This is a genomic window from Nitrospira sp. (assembly GCA_037045225.1).
Classification (GTDB): Bacteria; Nitrospirota; Nitrospiria; order Nitrospirales; family Nitrospiraceae; genus Nitrospira_A.
Map to the genome: position 1 here is coordinate 2,338,271 of JBAOHZ010000009.1, position 16,550 is coordinate 2,354,820.

The window sequence follows — 16,550 nt, forward strand, 5'->3', positions numbered from 1 at the left end:
GGCCGGCACGATGGCTCATGAGGGTGCGAGCCTAGGTCGTGCGCCGGACAGCAATCAGCAGATTGTCGAGGAGACGCACGGTTCCAATACGGAGGGCTCCCAGCAGGACAGCCCGACGGGGGACTGTGGAGAGTGGGGCGAGCGTGGTTGGGTCGCAAACCGCAAGATAGTCCACTGTTGCCAGAGGTTCCGTCGCCACCACGCGAGCCATGTGCCGCTGAATACGGGAGCCATTCCGCTCTCCGGCACGAATGGCCCCGGCTCCGGCTTGCAGTGCACGGTACAGCACAGGGGCCGCTTGTCGTTCTGAACGCGACAAGTAGATATTGCGCGAACTAAGTGCCAGCCCGTCGGATTCCCGCACGGTAGGATGAACGATCGGATGGCCTGGCAGGTTGAGATCCTTCACGAGTTGTTGCACCAGGGCGGCTTGCTGATAGTCTTTTTGTCCGAACCACGTCTTATCGGGCTGCACGAGGGAGAGCAGTTTCGTGACGACCGTTGCGACGCCCTGAAAATGGTGTGGTCGTGCGTGCCCTTCCCAGCGGCAGGCTATCTCAGGAACGGTCACAACTGTTTGAGCGCCGGCCGGATACATCGTCTTGACCGTGGGGGAGAAAATGACGTCCACCCCTTCCTGTCGACAAAGCGCCTGATCGAGGCGCAGCTGGCGTGGATACTTCGTGAGGTCTTCCGACGGGCCGAACTGTGTCGGGTTCACAAAGACGCTCACCACCACGGCGTCGCAGGCCAGCCGGGCAGCACGAATCAGGGCGCGGTGCCCTTCGTGCAACGCCCCCATCGTCGGTACGAACCCAATGGTGACCCCTTCGCGATGAAGGCATCGGCTCCAGTCAGCCATCGCCGACGTCGTGCGGATAATCTTCACGTCCGCGGCTCGGCTGTTGGTGGCGCGCTGCAGCTCGGCCGGGATCCGTAGCGAGAGTTGGGCTGGGGATCGAGCAGGCGAACGACCGACGGGTCGGTGAGTTGCGACAGGAGCTCTTGTAGGCTCTGTCCCAGTACCGGGTGTCGGCGCTCAGGATCGAGCTCCACGAGCGGGGCGAGGACAAATCGTCGTTGATGCAGCCGCGGATGGGGGACCGTCAGGGCTGATTCGCCGAGAATACAGTCATCATACAACAGGATGTCGAGATCCAGAGTCCGAGGCCCCTTGCGATTGTCTTGATCACGCCCTAAGGCGCGCTCGATCTCACGGCATATTTCCAAGAGGCTCTTCGGGGCGATATTGGTTTCGATCTGCACCACACCATTGAGGAACCAGGATGGACCGGGAGCGGCCCCGTCCTCAAGGGGTTCGGTTTCATAGAGTGATGACACCGCCTCCAGCCGCGAGTGTGGGAGCAGGCCGAGCAGCGTCACGGCCCGGTCACAAAAGTCGATGCGGTTGCCCAGGTTAGAGCCAAAGCCGATAAATGACGTCGCCACGGAGCCTCGTCAACGAGTGATTGTTGCCTGCCATTCGAGGGCCGACCGACCTGCCGTCCCACGCCCTCTCGATGGACGTCTGTCGAACGATATCTGGATCAGAACCCGACTTTCTTGATTCGTTCGACTGCTTCTGCCAGTCGTTCCTTTGTGGTGCACACCGTCATGCGAATGTAGCCTTCGCCAGGCGCACCGAACCCGTTGCCGGGGGTCGTCACGATGCCGGCCTTCTCCAGAAGATGGGCCGTAAATGAGGCGGAGGTGTAGCCTTTCGGCACCGTCACCCAAATATAAAAGGCGGCAGGCGGCGGGTCGACTTCCAGGCCGAGCTTTTTCAGTCCCGGCACGAGTGTGTCGCGTCGTTCCTGATAAATCTTTCGCAGGCCATCGGTGACCGAATCGTCCAGCCCGAGCGCGGTGATTCCTGCCGCCTGCACGGCCTCAAACACGCCTGAGTCCAACTGGCTCTTCACGCGGCCGAGTCCGCCCAACACGTTCTTATTGCCGACGGCGAATCCAATCCGCCAGCCGGTCATGTTGTAGGTTTTGGAGAGGGAGTGGAATTCCACGCCGACGTCCTTCGCCCCGTCCACTTCGAGAAAACTCGCCGGCCGTTTGCCGTCGTAGTAAATCTCCGAGTAGGCCGCGTCATGACAGACAATCACCTGGTTTTCCTGGGCAAACTCGACGACGCGTTTGAAGTAGTCCTTACTCATGATGACCGAGGTGGGATTGTTTGGCGAATTCAACCACATCAGTTTCGCTTTTTTCGCCACATCCTTCGGGATCGCGTTGAGGTCTGGCAGGAACCCGTTGGCCTTTGTCAGTGGCATGATGTGGGAAACGCCGCCGCAAAAGCTTGTTCCGACCGGGTAGACCGGATATCCGGGGCTGGGCACCAGGACAATGTCGCCCGGATCGATAAAGGCCAGATGGACGTGGCCGATCCCCTCCTTCGATCCGATTAACGTCAGCACTTCATCCGCGGGATTGAGCGACACCGCGAATCGTCGTTTGTACCAATCCGCAACGGCCTGACGAAACGACAACATGCCTTCATAAGAGGGATATTGGTGATGCTTCGGATTTTTGGCGGCTTGGGCCAGGCTATCGATGATCGGCGTGGGCGTGGGGAGATCAGGATCGCCGATACCAAGGTTGATGATATCGACTCCGCGCGCCAGTGCCTCTTGCTTCATCTTGTCGATGGCGGCGAACAAATAGGGAGGCAGTGTCTTAATGCGGGTTGCGACTTCAATCGGGAAACCGGCCATGCGTGAGGACTCCTTTGTTGACCGAAGCGTCGGCGCTCAGTTGGGTGCAATCGGTGGCGGCTGCTTGCCGTCAACCTGGGATCAGTCAAAGCGCTAGGGTACCGCAGGATCACTCCGGCAATCAACGGAGTGGTGTAGGGGGAGGATGGCGGTTCTGCTTGAGGAGGGGAGCATTTCTGGGCGGGGTTTCGTGAGTCCGGGACGCGTGAGACCGGTCTGGTTCCCGGAAAGGTTAGACAAATATGAAATCCTATGGTCTCATCCGAGCATATGGATGCTACCAGCCTGTGGCCTGCCGTTGCGGCGCTCCTGCTCGCCCTGGGCACCGCGAGGCTCCTGCCGGATATACGTCTTCATCGGGTGGCGTCGCCTGCCCGATATGCCTCCATCGATGGGCTTCGGGGTTATCTGGCCTTTGCCGTGTTCCTGAGCCATTCGTCCATCTGGTATTTTTATCTGCGTTCCGGCACATGGGATGTCCCTCCGTCAAATTTCTATACGCACCTTGGGCAAAGCAGTGTGACCCTCTTTTTCATGATCACGGGGTTTCTCTTCTGGTCCAAGCTGCTCGACGGGCGAGTGCAGCCGGTCGATTGGTCACGCCTCTACCTTTCCCGAATCTTCCGGTTAGTGCCGTTATATTTCCTGGTGGTAATCGGTGTGGTGAGCATGTCGCTCTATCGCACAGGATTTCGCTTGCAGGAGTCAATCACCACGTTTGCGCTCCATGTCGCGAGTTGGCTCACCTTTACAATCCCCGGGCTTGTGTCCGTGAATGGTTTTACGGAAACGGTCCCCTTAGCCGGTGCCGTGTGGTCGTTGCCGTATGAATGGTTGTTCTATGCATTTCTTCCCCTCGGTTCATGGTGGCTCCGTGTTCGGCCGCCTACCCCATGGGTGATATTTAGCGCAATCGCTCTTGTTATGCTCACGATGGCCATGCCCGACGTTCGCTGGTCTGTGTTGGATGCGTTCGGGGGAGGGATCGCTGCTGCCAGCTTGGCGCGTGTCGCCGCGATACGTGCGACATTCACTCAGCGAGGCTGGGGCATAGTTGCACTTGCTTGTCTGGGCGCAACGATGTGGATCTTTCCTACCGCCTACACGTTTCCTGCAGTGGTACTGTTGGCAACGGGGTTCACCATTATTGCCTGCGGGAACTCGATCTTCGGGATTCTCGAATGGCCGGCCTCCGTCGCGTTGAGCGAAATGGCCTATAGCCTATACCTGCTGCACAGCCTGGTGTTGTTTGCGGCGTATCGATTGGTTCTCGGTGAGCCGGCGGGGACTCTCACAGCTCCTGAACATTGGGCGATGGTGCTCTGTCTTGTGCCGATCCTCATCACGTTGTGCTTTGCCACGTTTCGCCTGATTGAGAAACCAGCGATGGCCGCCGTTCCGCGTTGTCACGCTTGGCTGATGGCTCGCTTCAGCTAGCGCCCACACCAGAGCCACCCAGATCTCGATAGCAGCAGTTGACAGTGGAGGAGACTCTCCTTACAGTCAGGAGGCACACGCCCAATCCTGCCGGTGAAAAGTCATCCCACTTTGTCCTGCAGGTCCGGCCTCCTTGTGTCGTAGCTGCTCTATGGTGCCGTCGAGCCGATGATGAAATCACTCCAGCCTTGCCCCTCCAGTCCGAATTGTGTGTCGACCCAGGCATCCGATCAGGGGCATGTGATTGCCCCCTATCGATACCAGAAAACTCTGGCGGAGGCCAAAGAGGCGCTCAAAACCGTCGTGGCTAACCTCCCTCGCGCGAACGTCGTTGAAGAGGGCGAGGCCTACCTCCATTATGAATTTACGAGTCTGCTGCTTCGATTCGTGGACGATGTCGAATTTGTGTTTGATGATGAGACGAAGACGATCCATTTTCGATCGGCTTCCCGAACGGGGTATAGTGACCTTGGCGTCAATCGGCGTCGCATGGAGGAGATTCGGGCGGTGGTCGACGGCCGATTGTAGTGAAACATAGGGCAGTGTTGGATCGGAGACCTGAGTTTCCGGATTGACGGCAGGGTTGGTGATGGGTACCATCGAGTCTCGGAGTGATTTGGGGTTGAATTGCCCCTCCCAAGCCGTCACTATAGAATGCAATCAAGCCACATTGAGTCGGAGCCTGGACCGGTGGACATGAACATTCGAAATCGTGCTCTCATGAAGCAGCCTTCCCGCCTCGCGTTGATCCTTCTTCTCGGGTTGTTGAGTGCGTGTGTGTCCGTGCAGGTGGATCCTTTGACCAGCAAGGCCTTTGAGCCTCGACCGGGAAGCGAGGATGTCACGACGTTACAGCGTGAGCCGAACCATGGGCATGTGCAGATCGCCCGCATCATTGCGACCAGCGAATATGCGAGTGAGGACACGTTGCGTGATCGAATTCTTGCCCGGGCGAAAGAGTTGGGGGCCGATGCTGTTGTCCTGGGAGAAGCGGATGTGCGGCGACTCTCGGATCGTGGCCCGACGTTCCAATCGACCATGGGCACGGCGGTACCGGGGGGCACGACGGGTAATTCATATCGCGGCGGCTATTGGAATCCGTTTCGAATGGATGCGTGGAGTTTTACGCAGGGAGCCGGCGGCGGGCAGGGCTGGATGCTCCACATGTCAGGGTTGGCCATTCGATATGTCTCTGCCGACGAACTGCGTGCTGCTCCAAAGCCTGCCTTGCCTGCACCATAGTCGAACCGTTCCGTCTCGCACGCGCTCATTGACAAACCCGCTGTTCCTACACGCGTCGGTCGGCGTGTCCTCACACCACCAGCACCTAAGCAATGAAGGTGCGACTCGTGCTGACCGTGGCAAGCATGATCGGTCGTACACCAGTTCCAGGAGCGGCGTCTCCCTCATTCGGCTCGATGCGTTTCGTTGCGCGCAAGGGATCGAATTTCTTGACCGACGCGGAGTAGTCTGACATAAAAGACAGTGATCTGTAGGAGTTAGCGCCAGTCGACACGCCGTCAAGATGAACCCCTGCGCTGCGGGGAGTGAGCAACCGTCGCTCCGAGGAGTATCTTGGGGTGAAAGTGACAGGGAGCGATGGAGAGCGCTATGTCTGTGACGAATGTCGAGCAGGGGACTCCGCTGACGTTGCCCCACGTCCGTATTCAACCTACCAAGGGCCTCCTGGACTTAGATCTCGCCGCGCTTTGGCACTATCGGGAACTGATTTTTATTCTGGTGTGGCGAGATGTGACGGTGCGATACAAGCAGACACTGCTGGGAGTGGCGTGGGCCATGTTCCAGCCGGTCGCGACCATGCTCATCTTTACCGCCGTGTTCAGTGTGATGGGAAAGATTCCCTCGGACGGCTTTCCCTATCCGGTGTTCCTCTATGCTGGCCTGTTGCCATGGTTTTATGTGTCACAGTCGTTGAGCCGAGGGGGGACTAGTTTAGTGGGCGAGGCGCCGCTCATCAGTAAAGTCTATTTCCCTCGGTTGATCCTGCCCCTTTCGGCGACCATCGCGCCCCTGGTCGATCTGGTGTTGGCCTTTGTCGCGTTCCTGGGCCTCATGGCCTGGTTTGGAATCGTCCCGACCTGGCGGATTCTGTTCCTGCCGCTCTTCGCCGGTCTGGCCGCCACGATTACGCTGGCTGCCGGCCTGTGGATTTCTGCGTTATATGTGAAGTATCGGGATGTCGGACATATTTTGCCGATGTTCATTCAGCTGTGGATGTTTGTGTCGCCCATCCTCTATCCCGTCAGCAAGGTGCCGGAGTCTTGGCGAACGCTGTATGCGTTGAATCCGGTGGTGAGTGTGATTCAGGGATTCCGGTGGGCGCTCATCCCCGGATTCGAGGTAGACTTTACGATGTTTCTGCCGAGTCTGGGTGTGGTGTTCCTTGTGCTCGTCGGCGGCTTGATCTATTTCCGCTCGATGGAACGCACCTTTGCGGATGTGATCTGAATGAGTGAGATTGCCATCAAAGCAGATCGCCTCTCGAAGCACTATCGGTTGGGTGCCGCAACGGCGCAACACAATACCCTTCGCGATCACCTGATGCATCGTCTCCGAGGCCTGACGCGGCGGAGGGGTGGCGAACCCGAGTCGGAATCCTCATTCTGGGCCTTGAAGGACATTTCGTTCGAGGTCAAACGAGGCGAAGTGTTGGGTATTGTCGGGCACAACGGTGCCGGGAAGAGCACCTTGCTCAAAATCCTTTCCAGGATCACCCAACCGACGACGGGGACCGCGGATATTTATGGGCGCGTCAGTTCACTGCTTGAAGTAGGAACGGGGTTCCATTCCGAACTGAGCGGTCGGGAGAATATCTTTCTCAATGCGGCCATGTTGGGTATGCGACGAGAAGAAGTGCGGCGAAAGTTCGATGAGATTGTCGCCTTCTCGGGAGTGGAAGCGTTCATCGACACGCCGGTCAAGCGGTATTCGAGCGGAATGTACGTGCGGTTGGCCTTTGCCGTCGCCGCGCATCTGGAACCTGAAATTTTGATCGTGGATGAGGTGTTGGCCGTCGGCGACGCCAGTTTCCAGCAGAAGTGCCTAGGGAAAATGGAAGAAGTCAGCCGAAGCGGCCGGACGGTGTTGATCGTCAGCCACAACATGACCGTGATTGAAGGATTGTGTGAACGCGCGATTCTTCTCGAAAAGGGACGAGTCGCGAAGATCGGCAAGACGCACGAGGTCGTGGAAGGATATGCCGATGCGATCCGAGGTCTGGCTGGGACGGCGATTGAGGCGCGCCATGATCGGGAGGGGCTGGGCGAGATCCTGCTCACCAGGATTGAGGTGTTGGATGGCGACAAGCATCCTGTCGCGGCGGCCATTACCGGTCGCGATGCGGTGATTCGCATGTATTACCGTTGCGCGCAAGGGAAAGAGTTTTCGAATTGCCGCGTCAGCATTTCGGTGAATGGGCGGAAGGCGCAGGACCTCTTTGTCCTGTCGACCGACATCGTCGATCCGAAGCCCTTGACCTTGCGCGGCGAGGGCTATGTTGATTTCGTGGTGCCGGAATTGCCGCTCACTGGCGGGGCGTATTTCTTCCAATCCTATATCGAGTCCAACGGGCATGCGCAGGATTGGATTAGGAACGTCGCGCCATTGTCTGTGCTCGATGCCGACTACTATGGCACCGGCAAGTTGTGCCCGCCCGGCTGGGAAGCCAACGGGGTGTTGGTTCGGTATCGCTGGGAGGCCGGCGAGGGACTCCCGGCTGACACCTTGCCGACCCGCGCCCGCGCGAGTTGATTGCCTCACGTTCTCGGTGTACTCACCCGGTTCGGTTCATCCCCATCCGCTTCCATTCCCTGTCGATAAATCAGTAATCGCTCCGCAACGGGATCAGAGTGCGTTACGATTTGCCACATCACTGCCGGGTGGCAATCGACTGAGGCGTACGCATGAATTCCGGGTTAGAGGACGGGCAGCAGGCACAACTAGAGCTGGCCGGATTGAGGCGCACGCTGAAATGGACGAATATCCAACGGGAACAATTGTTGGACCGGCTCGATCTCCTGCGCCTCGATAATCAACGCCTCCAGGAGCGTGTGGATGAGCTGGAGCGTCAGTTGGCAGAGGCCAAGCAGCAACAAGCCCTGTTCTAGCGCCGACAGGAAGCCGTCTCTCTTCCGACCCACCCTCCACTTCGATCTCTCCTCAACATTCCCGACGTGATAAGGTAACCGGAGCGTGGACGTCGGGTGGCGCTACCCCAGAGAAAGGTCGTTGTGAATTCATGACCCATTCAATGAAGACGGTGGAGGACCTCCGCTGGTTTCTGTCGCACACGCACGGGTTTCGTGGCGGACATGTCACGGATGTACAGCTGTCCAAGCGCCGACTCTTTGACGAGGAATCAGGGCGTGAAGTCAGGGCCGGTACCGTGGCGACAGTTGTCGTGCGGTATCACGTCGAGGGTGTTTTGCGGGTGGCCAAGCTGACGATGTATGGGGTCTCTGATCTGTCGATCTTTGAGCAGGAAGGGCGCGACTGTTCCCTCCTCGACGAGATCCATGTGGAGTCGAGCGAGGGGAAATTGCGGTTCTGGTTCGATCCTGACGGAAACCTCTTTGTGGTGTGCGAAGAGGCGACGTTGGAGGAAGTTTCGTTACCGGCTAGCGATGCGGACATGGCTAGCCCGGTTGCGCAGTGGACGTTTCAGGCCGACGCCGGGGAGCCTCCCACGGTCGGCTGGCTGCTCGCTCAGTTGGATCAAGCGGGGGCCCCTTGTAGCTGGAAAGCGGCATCCCGTCGGGTCGCCGGTCAGCGGGCGATGTGTTGGGAGGGGGAACTCATTGCGGCAACCGAGACGAATGCTGGGCCTGCCGCCGCGCTTCGTGTGGAAACCTATGGTCCGATCGATGGGGCCGGATTTGGAATCAGCCTGCAGGTTCATGAGGCTGCCGGTCGATCGAGCGGTCGGCTGTTGAGCCTGGTGAGCGATCGCATCATGCAGCACTACCCTGGAACGTGCCTGGTAGAGCAGACGATTTTCTCGAATGAGGATTGGGTGAAGTAAAATATACTCGGGCGAACCGTTCGGGGCCGTGAGTGAGAGGACGCCTCGGGGTCAGATGGATTAGCTGTGGTATCCGTGCCTTCCGTTCCCATTGCCGTTGCTCTTGGCGTGTCCATTCCCATTCACGCTGCCGTTTTGGGCCCCCTTCTGGTTGACACATTCCACTAAGTGCCAGAACTTCATCGGGTTGACCTTTTCTTTGCGGGCGACCTGGAGATTGGTGCCTTCAAGAACGGTATTCAGCGAGAGATCGGTACGGAAGCCGATATGTTTGCAGAGGGGAGAAATAACTTTTTCGACGGCTGCGATCAGCTTGTTGCCGTTGCTGAAATGGTTCAGCATGATGATGCGCCCGCCTGGTTTGCAGACGCGAATCATTTCATTGACCACTTTGCGATAATCCGGGACGGCCGTGACGACATAGGCGGCCATCACCGTATCAAAACTGTCATCGGCAAAATCCATTTTTCCTGCGTCCATCAGCATCAGCCGCACATGATCCAGATGATAGTGCGACTGGCGTTGCCGGGCCTTCGCCAGCATGCCTGAGGAGAGATCGATGCCGATGATTTCGCAATTCTTCGGGTAGTACTCCAGGGCGATTCCGGTTCCCACGCCGACTTCCAAAATTTTTTCTTCGGGTCGGATCCTGAGATTGCGCACGCACGCTTCACGCGACTCGTGAAAGATTTTTCCGAAAATATGATCGTAGACGCCGGAATAACTGGTGTACACTCGCTCGACTTTGGCGATATCCATCGTCCCTCCGAAAAATCACGCCTCTCCACCTGTACACCCTGCGTGCAGCAGTGACGGTGATGAGATGTGTGGCGTGGAAAAATCTATGAAGGCGGGACTGCAATCCGGATGACTCGTCCTCACCCGCCGGACAAGAACGGGCTTAATGTAGCCAAAGCACTCATAGGGAGTCAACAGGTTCCTCTGGTTTTTGAGTGCTCCTGCGTGAGGGCCGGACTTGATTCTCCGTGAAACCCTGTGGGAAGTTTCCGTCATGATTTTGGCCGGGGCGTTTGCCATCGTGTTGTGTATCGGATTGATCGTCGGCGACTGGATGTACTTTACGCGTCTCTCGTCCGATGCCAGCCGCTATGGCTATGGGATCGGACAGGTACAGGACCAGTTTGCTGCGGTGACTGCCCGCCAACTGCTGCGCACGTTCGATCACAACGGTTTTCTGAGTCTGCCCCACGGTGTGGCGCGGGTCTTTCCGGAGGCAAGCCGGATGGTCATCAGGCCGACTCATCGCCTGTTCTCGATGCGGTTTCGCACGGCCTGGCCGTTGAAAGGGTCCATCGTGTGGGCGTCGGAGGGTGAGGGGATCAGGATGGTGTGCACGAAGCGGGCGCCCTGGTCCTCTTCGATTCTCACGTTTCTGTGGTTCAGCCTCGTAGGGTTCGGAACGCTTGGATTTCTGATTACCTATGTGCGTGAAGGAGGGCTCGAATCACTGGGAAGTGTGTTGTTGGGTGTTGGCGTCACTGGTGTTGGCATGATCGTGGTGGCGTTCGGCCTGTTGACGATTACGGTGGCCTATCGTATCGAAAACACGAGGCTGATGCAGGTGTATGCGGAGCTTCGGGAGGTGGTGTTGAAAAGTGACGGAGCCGCCTAGCTGGCCGGTCTGTAGAGGTCGAGCAGGTGTTCAAATTCCGGCGGCAGGGCCAGTGCCGCTCCTGATCGTGCGAGGCCGGCGATGATCCCGCGATGTTTTGACCGCAGACCGGATTCGATGAATGCCTGCCGGAAGTGCGTCCATCGCAGCGATGGGTCCGTGGATAACTGTTGGAGCTCCTCCGGAGAGAGGGCTTTTAGTCTCGTGGTCAGGGCTCCCAGGGCTTTCTCGACTGTGTCGTAGGGAGCGGCCAGTTTGAGCGTGCTATAGAATAGGTGGAGATGCTCCCGGAATTCGTCCCGGAGCGATTCCACCGGGCCGGTTCCCTGCCGGTGATCCTTCTGTGCGCCCATATCGGTACTCCTGTGGGATGCCCTGTTGCAGGCAAGCTTACGGGAGGAACGACACGCGGCGCAACGCGTTTTCGTGCGAACCATTCATTTTTCTTATTTCATGGAGGCTGTCATGCGTTATCGATCCTTGGTTGTGCTTCTCGCTGTACTCGCGACCGGATTGACCGGTTGTTCTTCCCATCACCACGGAAGTTATGGGCATGGGAAGGGGGACTATTATTGGAGCAAGGCGTCTCAGGATGTGACCGGTTTGGTTGAGAAACATGTGAAAAACCCCGAAACTGCAAAACAGGTCAATGTGGTGATGGGGGAGATGATCACCGAGATCAAGTCGGCACGAGAGCAGCACCGCCAATCCCATCGCGCGCTCTACGAGCTGAATGCCAATTACACGGCCACGCCCGAGGAGTTTACGAAGATTCTCGACGACCTGAACAACAACCGGATGCGTTCCTCCGCACGGATGCTCAGTCTGCGCTTCAAGATGAAGGGATTGCTGACAGCCGAAGAATGGACGGGATTGTCCGATGAATTGAAGCGGTATGGCAGCCGTTACTACGGCAAGGGTGCGGACGGTGCGGCCCCTGCTGCCGCTCAACCGTAGCCGGCAGGGTTGTCGACTACAGAAGCTTGTCCAAGCCGGGGCGATGGTTGAGGAACAGCAGTTGGGCTGCGGCGCCTGCCAGATCCAGCCCGCTCACCGCCACGTGATCGATGTGCACCTGGCGAATGATCGCCAGGTCGAGATGCAGGTAGTGGGCGAGAATCGCCCGAATGACATCCCCGTGGGACACGATGACGACGGGGGTGTCGTGGGCTGGGGCGAGAGCCTGTTCCACTGCCGCCACCGCGCGCTGTTGGACCTCGCGCAGCGTTTCTCCGCCGGAAGGCCGGGCTCGATCCGGGTGGGTGTACCACTCCCGCTTGGCCGGGTCGTCGGCGAATTCATGCCAGTAACGATTGAGCCACATTCCCACGCCGATCTCGCTCAGCCCGGAAGCAAGATGCAGCGGGACCGCATGCGGACCACGTAGAATCTCGGCGGTCTGCGCGGCCCGCAGAACGGGGCTGGTGTAGATGGCTGCGATCGGGGTGCGAGAAAGGATGGCGGCGCAGGTGCGGGCCTGTTCTTCGCCGGTCGGGTTGAGGGGAATCGGCTGATCACCCATCACCCGGCCGGATCGATTCCACTCCGTTTCTCCATGTCTGATGAGCAGAATGATCGGCATTGGTCGTCCTCGCCGACCCTATGACGCGGGTGCGGCTTGCGCGTGGTTGGTCAAGGGGATCGGGGTCCACTGTGCTCCGCCATTGGTCGACCGATACAACCCGCTGCCATTGGTGCCCAGATAGAGCAGCTCTGGATCACTTGGGCTGAGGCTGATCGTGCGCACGTTCATAGTGGTCAGTCCCTGGTTGTGGGGCTGCCAGGTTTTTCCGCCATCAACGGTCTTGAGAATGCCCTCCGGCCCGCCGATGTAGAAAATGTTGGGATCCGTCGGGTGTAGGGCCAAGGTACTGATGAATTGATTGGCCAAGTGCTGTCCGATTTGCTCCCAGTAGTCCCCTCGATTGCCGGATCGAAACAGCCCCTTGGTCGTGGCGGCGTAGACGATGTCGGAATTTCGCGGATCGACGGCCAACATATTCACTCCGAGCGCCATGGCGGCGTTCAGCACCTCGTCAGGTATGAGTCCGCCGTTTTTCTTGTGCCAGGTGGTGCCGCCGTCGTCACTGCGATAGGTTCCACCCGTCGTCCCGGCGTACAACACGCGCGGGTGCTGATGATCCAGAGTGATGCAGGTGACGATATGCACTTCCTTCATCCCTGCCATCCGCTCTTCCCATTCACGCCCCCCGTTTTTGCTGATGAAGGCGCCCACCGTCGTGGCCAGGTAAATGAGTTCGGTATTGTCGGGATGGAAGATGATTTCGTTGACGAAGGACACATGCTCTTTGAGCCCGACATTATGCGGCAGCCAATGCTGGCCGCCGTCGGGGCTTTTATAGATCGCATCGCCCATCGTGCCCGCATAGACCGTGGCAGGGAGTTTCGGGTCGATCGCCAGGGTCGTCACGCGGCGGGCCGTGAAAGGCTCAAACTGTTCCCAGGTCGCGCCGCCGTCGCGGGTCTTGTGCACGGCCTCGTTTGTCGCGACATAGACGATGTTGGGGTTCGACGGATGGAGCGCGATCGAGACGACCGCCGCTTCACGCGACCCGCAGGCGAGGAGGAGTAAGCCGACCAGGCAGACGGATCTGCGGAGCAGGGTGGCCATTCGAGGTCGTCGTATCATCACAATGGCCGCAGACCTAACCATAGCGTGGTGACTGAGTCAAGGTACGGCATCAGGCAAGTGGCTACAGTCGAGGGGTGAAGCGTTTCGTGTAGCCCGTCAGTTCGACATAGCCGCGTCCTGTGACGTCCTTGCCATGGACCTGTCCCGTGGCAGACACGGCTCCTTCCCAATAGATGATGCGAGTGCTATGCGCCGTGTCCAACTCCTGGTCGGCGAGCAGCGAGGTGACGTCCAGGTTGAGGCTTAGGGAGGGGGCTGTGATTCGCCAATGTTGCGGATACTGCGCCTTCGATCGCGGACTTGTCCACGAGTCGAGCGGCTGAATCGTGACGTCCTGGGCTGTGAGTGGCTGGGTTCGTCCATCGGCGAAGACTAAGGTGCCGCTGGAGACAGGGTCCGCCGATCCATCGCTCCTTCGCAGGGAATACCACATCAGCTCAGTCGAGTCGCTCAACTGCAGGCTGAACCAGTCCCACCCCACCACGTCCCGTCCCAGGTCGGCTGAGCCGAATTCGTGATCCATCCAGCTGAGGCCGGAGACGGAAAAGGTATCCGCGCCGATCCGAATCTCCCCCTCAGTGGTCAGGCGTGTGAGCGAATAATAGTGGGAAGCCTGCTCAGGCCCGGCGCCTTTGCGGCTGATGCCGTCCTGGCCGTGGATGACCGGCGGTTTGCGAGGAGTCACCTCAAGCTGGATCGCAAAATCATTGGTGGCGGCCTGCAGTCGCTGGCGGTCCGGCTGGCGCGTATCCGTTGAGGCCGACCAACGGTCGATCCAGACCCGCAGTTGATCGGCTTCTGCGCCGGCCTTTCCGAGACCTGCGCGGCTGAGTTTGTCGGCGTAGAGAAATCGCTTGCCCTCAAGGTCGGTCAGGGCGAAATGCGCGAGATAGAGTTGTTGAATCGACCACTGTGAGGGCAGCGTCCGGACTTGTTCCGGGGGCATGCCTCGTCTGAAAAAGGTGAGCTCAAATCCGAACTGCCGGCCGCCGGCGGCCGTGAGATGGCCGGTGTAATACCACCATTCAGTGCGAAACCGTTCGTGAGCGCCATGGTCTTTCGGGAATTGATACCGGTAGCCGGTCGTGGCGGTGTCAAAGGAAGGTGGCTTGTCTGCCGCCAGGGAATGTGCGGCCAGGGACAGGAATCCCACCATGATCAGCGAGGCGATGATGGTAGAAAGCCTCGATGTGATCACGTCAGGCCCGTCGTCGGTTGCCTATGCCCGGTGATCATCGCCGACCATGAACGCGGCACACCATTTAGAAGAATAGGCGCCAGAACGCCAGTATTCATGAGGGTTTTGTGACGGTGATTTCCGTGGCCGCGTTGTGTGGCGGCGTTGACAATTTTGCAAAGCATCAGCTATCGTGAGCCATGTTTCTTGAGCCGGAACGCGACCAGTCCAGTCGAGAGTTATCGGGAAAGGCGCAGCCGTTTCCGGTACCGGAGCGCATTCCGTTGTTTCCCCTTCCCAACGTGGTGTTCTTTCCCAAGACCTATCTGCCTCTCCATGTGTTCGAGCCACGTTACCGTCAGATGGTAGCGGATGCGACCGCAGGAGGGCAATGCATCGGGATGGCGTTGCTCAAGGAAGGATGGGAAGACCAATACGACGGAAATCCTCCAATCTTTTCGATCGGGTGCGTCGGGCGATTGGCCAGCGTGCAGGGTTTAGCGGATGGCCGGTCGAACATCCTTCTTCAAGGCCTTGAGCGTTACGAAATTCAAGAAGAGTTTTACGAGAAGAGTTACCGCGAAGCCCGGGTCTCGCTGAAGCCGCGGGAGGGCGCGGTCTCGATGGAGCCGGCGTTGCGCCGCTATCTGACGGAGGTGCTCGACGAATATCTCAAGGCGGATGAGGACGCCTCGCCGTTGCACAGTTTGGTCCAGCCCGATGTGAGCGACGAAGTGTTCGTGAATTCCCTCTCGACGTATCTCGATTGTACTCCGCTGGAGAAGCAGTTTCTGCTGGAAGCGGACCATGTGCCGCAGCAGGCCCGCCGTCTCAGCGATCTCATCCAGTTCAAACTTGCGGAACGGCGCGGTGCCGGAGGGTGGGGCTGATGTCGCGGGCGGTTGCCATTGAGGTGTCGCATCTCAGAAAAACCTACGAGAAAGTTCAGGCCGTCGAAGATCTGTCCTTTCAGGTCTACGCGGGAGAGATTTTCGGTCTGCTCGGCCCGAACGGTGCCGGGAAGAGTACCACCCTCCGCATTCTGATCACGTTGCTCCATCCCACATCTGGGTCGGCGACGATCCTCGGCATGGATTCGGTGAAGGATGCCGACCGTGTCAGGAAGACGATCGGATATGTACCTCAGGAGCGGGCGATCGATCGGTTTCTGACCGGACGGGAACATCTCGAGTTGCTCGCCGATCTGTATCATCTGTCGCCTGAAGAGGCGTCTGCGCGTATCCCCCGATTGTTGAAGCTCGTGGAGTTAGAGCAACAGGCCGATCGTCCCGCCAAGACCTACTCCGGCGGCATGAAACGGAAGCTGGATATTGCCTGCGGTCTCCTGCCCGATCCGAAGATCCTCTTTCTTGACGAGCCGACGCTCGGTTTGGATGTGCAGAGTCGCCTCCGCATTTGGGACCATGTCCGGGCCATGCGCGAGCGCGGCATCACCGTCGTCATGACCACAAATTATCTGGATGAAGCCGATCAGCTCTGTGACCGGATCGCCATCATCGATGGCGGGCGGATCAAGGCCTTGGGCGCTCCCCATGAGTTGAAGGTCGGACTGGGTGGGGATCTGGTGTCGCTGACGGTGCGGGAACATGACCGCGTCGAGCTGCTGGCGGCTGCCGTGAAGGATCTGCCGGCCATTCGTGCCGTCACGACCACACCGACCGGGTTGGATATTCGAGTCGACTCACCGGAGAAGGCGTTGCCGGCCATTCTTGACGCAGCAAACCGCCTGACGTGTCAGCTGGAGTTCATCGACTATCACCGGCCGCGATTGGACGATGTGTTTATTGCCCATACGGGGCGATCCATTAAGGACGACCAGCCGAAGGCCGAGAACCCATAAGGGTTGAAGGCGTCGGCGGAGAGCG

Annotated in this window: 19 protein-coding genes; 11 read left to right on the plus strand and 8 right to left on the minus strand. The window is 58.7% G+C overall.

Annotated features, from left to right (window positions below):
• Positions 1 to 31: 31 nt before the first annotated feature.
• The 3 genes from panC to V9G17_11845 all read right to left on the minus strand — a co-directional run bounded on the left by panC (position 32) and on the right by V9G17_11845 (position 2,723).
• Complete coding sequence (gene panC / locus V9G17_11835; GenBank protein MEI2753281.1) at positions 32 to 889, minus strand: pantoate--beta-alanine ligase; 858 nt, start codon at positions 887 to 889, stop codon at positions 32 to 34.
• Positions 886 to 1,449 carry a 2-amino-4-hydroxy-6-hydroxymethyldihydropteridine diphosphokinase gene (gene folK, locus V9G17_11840; protein MEI2753282.1) on the minus strand — a complete coding sequence of 188 codons (564 nt, stop codon included), beginning with the start codon at positions 1,447 to 1,449 and terminating at the stop codon, positions 886 to 888. The genes panC and folK overlap by 4 nt, the downstream gene beginning before the upstream one ends.
• Positions 1,450 to 1,547: 98 nt before the next feature.
• Positions 1,548 to 2,723, minus strand: a complete 1,176-nt coding sequence (locus V9G17_11845; protein MEI2753283.1) for an LL-diaminopimelate aminotransferase — start codon at positions 2,721 to 2,723, stop codon at positions 1,548 to 1,550.
• 270 nt (positions 2,724 to 2,993) lie between these two features.
• Between V9G17_11845 and V9G17_11850 the strand changes: the two genes are divergently transcribed.
• The 7 genes from V9G17_11850 to V9G17_11880 all read left to right on the plus strand — a co-directional run bounded on the left by V9G17_11850 (position 2,994) and on the right by V9G17_11880 (position 9,201).
• A complete protein-coding gene (locus V9G17_11850) occupies positions 2,994 to 4,160 on the plus strand; it encodes an acyltransferase (protein MEI2753284.1) in 1,167 nt (388 codons plus the stop codon).
• Positions 4,161 to 4,328: 168 nt separating this feature from the next.
• Positions 4,329 to 4,688 (plus strand): DUF1499 domain-containing protein, encoded by a 360-nt coding sequence (locus V9G17_11855; protein ID MEI2753285.1) that lies wholly within the window; start codon positions 4,329 to 4,331, stop codon positions 4,686 to 4,688.
• Between the two features lie 168 nt (positions 4,689 to 4,856).
• Positions 4,857 to 5,402 carry a hypothetical protein gene (locus tag V9G17_11860; GenBank protein ID MEI2753286.1) on the plus strand — a complete coding sequence of 182 codons (546 nt, stop codon included), beginning with the start codon at positions 4,857 to 4,859 and terminating at the stop codon, positions 5,400 to 5,402.
• A 369-nt stretch (positions 5,403 to 5,771) separates the two neighbouring features.
• Positions 5,772 to 6,629 (plus strand): ABC transporter permease, encoded by an 858-nt coding sequence (locus tag V9G17_11865; protein MEI2753287.1) that lies wholly within the window; start codon positions 5,772 to 5,774, stop codon positions 6,627 to 6,629.
• Positions 6,630 to 7,931: an ABC transporter ATP-binding protein gene (locus V9G17_11870; protein ID MEI2753288.1), complete on the plus strand. Its 1,302-nt coding sequence runs from the start codon at positions 6,630 to 6,632 to the stop codon at positions 7,929 to 7,931.
• 152 nt (positions 7,932 to 8,083) lie between these two features.
• Positions 8,084 to 8,287 (plus strand): hypothetical protein, encoded by a 204-nt coding sequence (locus V9G17_11875; GenBank protein ID MEI2753289.1) that lies wholly within the window; start codon positions 8,084 to 8,086, stop codon positions 8,285 to 8,287.
• A gap of 131 nt (positions 8,288 to 8,418) precedes the next feature.
• On the plus strand, positions 8,419 to 9,201 hold the full coding sequence (locus V9G17_11880; GenBank protein MEI2753290.1) for a hypothetical protein: 783 nt from the start codon (positions 8,419 to 8,421) through the stop codon (positions 9,199 to 9,201).
• A 60-nt stretch (positions 9,202 to 9,261) separates the two neighbouring features.
• Here V9G17_11880 and V9G17_11885 read toward each other — a convergent pair whose 3' ends face one another.
• Positions 9,262 to 9,960, minus strand: a complete 699-nt coding sequence (locus V9G17_11885) for a methyltransferase domain-containing protein (protein ID MEI2753291.1) — start codon at positions 9,958 to 9,960, stop codon at positions 9,262 to 9,264.
• A 217-nt stretch (positions 9,961 to 10,177) separates the two neighbouring features.
• Between V9G17_11885 and V9G17_11890 the strand changes: the two genes are divergently transcribed.
• Complete coding sequence (locus tag V9G17_11890; protein MEI2753292.1) at positions 10,178 to 10,834, plus strand: hypothetical protein; 657 nt, start codon at positions 10,178 to 10,180, stop codon at positions 10,832 to 10,834.
• Here the strand turns inward: V9G17_11890 and V9G17_11895 are convergent.
• Positions 10,831 to 11,187 (minus strand): hypothetical protein, encoded by a 357-nt coding sequence (locus V9G17_11895; protein MEI2753293.1) that lies wholly within the window; start codon positions 11,185 to 11,187, stop codon positions 10,831 to 10,833. The genes V9G17_11890 and V9G17_11895 overlap by 4 nt on opposite strands.
• Before the next feature lie 112 nt (positions 11,188 to 11,299).
• Between V9G17_11895 and V9G17_11900 the strand changes: the two genes are divergently transcribed.
• Positions 11,300 to 11,791: a hypothetical protein gene (locus V9G17_11900; GenBank protein ID MEI2753294.1), complete on the plus strand. Its 492-nt coding sequence runs from the start codon at positions 11,300 to 11,302 to the stop codon at positions 11,789 to 11,791.
• A gap of 16 nt (positions 11,792 to 11,807) precedes the next feature.
• On the opposite strand, the gene V9G17_11905 is transcribed toward V9G17_11900, so the two are convergent.
• The 3 genes from V9G17_11905 to V9G17_11915 form a co-directional block, all read right to left on the minus strand.
• Complete coding sequence (locus V9G17_11905) at positions 11,808 to 12,416, minus strand: histidine phosphatase family protein (protein ID MEI2753295.1); 609 nt, start codon at positions 12,414 to 12,416, stop codon at positions 11,808 to 11,810.
• An 18-nt stretch (positions 12,417 to 12,434) separates the two neighbouring features.
• On the minus strand, positions 12,435 to 13,466 hold the full coding sequence (locus V9G17_11910) for a YCF48-related protein (protein ID MEI2753296.1): 1,032 nt from the start codon (positions 13,464 to 13,466) through the stop codon (positions 12,435 to 12,437).
• Positions 13,467 to 13,548: 82 nt separating this feature from the next.
• Positions 13,549 to 14,685: a lipocalin-like domain-containing protein gene (locus V9G17_11915; GenBank protein MEI2753297.1), complete on the minus strand. Its 1,137-nt coding sequence runs from the start codon at positions 14,683 to 14,685 to the stop codon at positions 13,549 to 13,551.
• Between the two features lie 179 nt (positions 14,686 to 14,864).
• On the opposite strand from V9G17_11915, the gene V9G17_11920 reads away from it, so the two are divergent.
• Together V9G17_11920 and V9G17_11925 are read left to right on the plus strand one after the other, a co-directional pair.
• Positions 14,865 to 15,554, plus strand: coding sequence for an LON peptidase substrate-binding domain-containing protein (locus V9G17_11920; protein MEI2753298.1), 690 nt, complete (start codon positions 14,865 to 14,867; stop codon positions 15,552 to 15,554).
• Positions 15,554 to 16,525, plus strand: coding sequence for an ATP-binding cassette domain-containing protein (locus V9G17_11925; protein MEI2753299.1), 972 nt, complete (start codon positions 15,554 to 15,556; stop codon positions 16,523 to 16,525). Before V9G17_11920 ends, V9G17_11925 begins: the two co-directional genes overlap by 1 nt.
• The last annotated feature ends 25 nt before the right edge of the window (positions 16,526 to 16,550 follow it).

Coding starts and splice junctions, on each gene's coding strand:
- V9G17_11845 (MEI2753283.1), bottom strand. CDS start 2,723: ATGGCCGGTTTCCCGATTGAAGTCGCAACCCGCATTAAGACACTGCCT.
- V9G17_11850 (MEI2753284.1), top strand. CDS start 2,994: ATGGATGCTACCAGCCTGTGGCCTGCCGTTGCGGCGCTCCTGCTCGCC.
- V9G17_11855 (MEI2753285.1), top strand. CDS start 4,329: ATGATGAAATCACTCCAGCCTTGCCCCTCCAGTCCGAATTGTGTGTCG.
- V9G17_11860 (MEI2753286.1), top strand. CDS start 4,857: ATGAACATTCGAAATCGTGCTCTCATGAAGCAGCCTTCCCGCCTCGCG.
- V9G17_11865 (MEI2753287.1), top strand. CDS start 5,772: ATGTCTGTGACGAATGTCGAGCAGGGGACTCCGCTGACGTTGCCCCAC.
- V9G17_11870 (MEI2753288.1), top strand. CDS start 6,630: ATGAGTGAGATTGCCATCAAAGCAGATCGCCTCTCGAAGCACTATCGG.
- V9G17_11875 (MEI2753289.1), top strand. CDS start 8,084: ATGAATTCCGGGTTAGAGGACGGGCAGCAGGCACAACTAGAGCTGGCC.
- V9G17_11880 (MEI2753290.1), top strand. CDS start 8,419: ATGACCCATTCAATGAAGACGGTGGAGGACCTCCGCTGGTTTCTGTCG.
- V9G17_11885 (MEI2753291.1), bottom strand. CDS start 9,960: ATGGATATCGCCAAAGTCGAGCGAGTGTACACCAGTTATTCCGGCGTC.
- V9G17_11895 (MEI2753293.1), bottom strand. CDS start 11,187: ATGGGCGCACAGAAGGATCACCGGCAGGGAACCGGCCCGGTGGAATCG.
- V9G17_11900 (MEI2753294.1), top strand. CDS start 11,300: ATGCGTTATCGATCCTTGGTTGTGCTTCTCGCTGTACTCGCGACCGGA.
- V9G17_11905 (MEI2753295.1), bottom strand. CDS start 12,416: ATGCCGATCATTCTGCTCATCAGACATGGAGAAACGGAGTGGAATCGA.
- V9G17_11910 (MEI2753296.1), bottom strand. CDS start 13,466: ATGGCCACCCTGCTCCGCAGATCCGTCTGCCTGGTCGGCTTACTCCTC.
- V9G17_11920 (MEI2753298.1), top strand. CDS start 14,865: ATGTTTCTTGAGCCGGAACGCGACCAGTCCAGTCGAGAGTTATCGGGA.
- V9G17_11925 (MEI2753299.1), top strand. CDS start 15,554: ATGTCGCGGGCGGTTGCCATTGAGGTGTCGCATCTCAGAAAAACCTAC.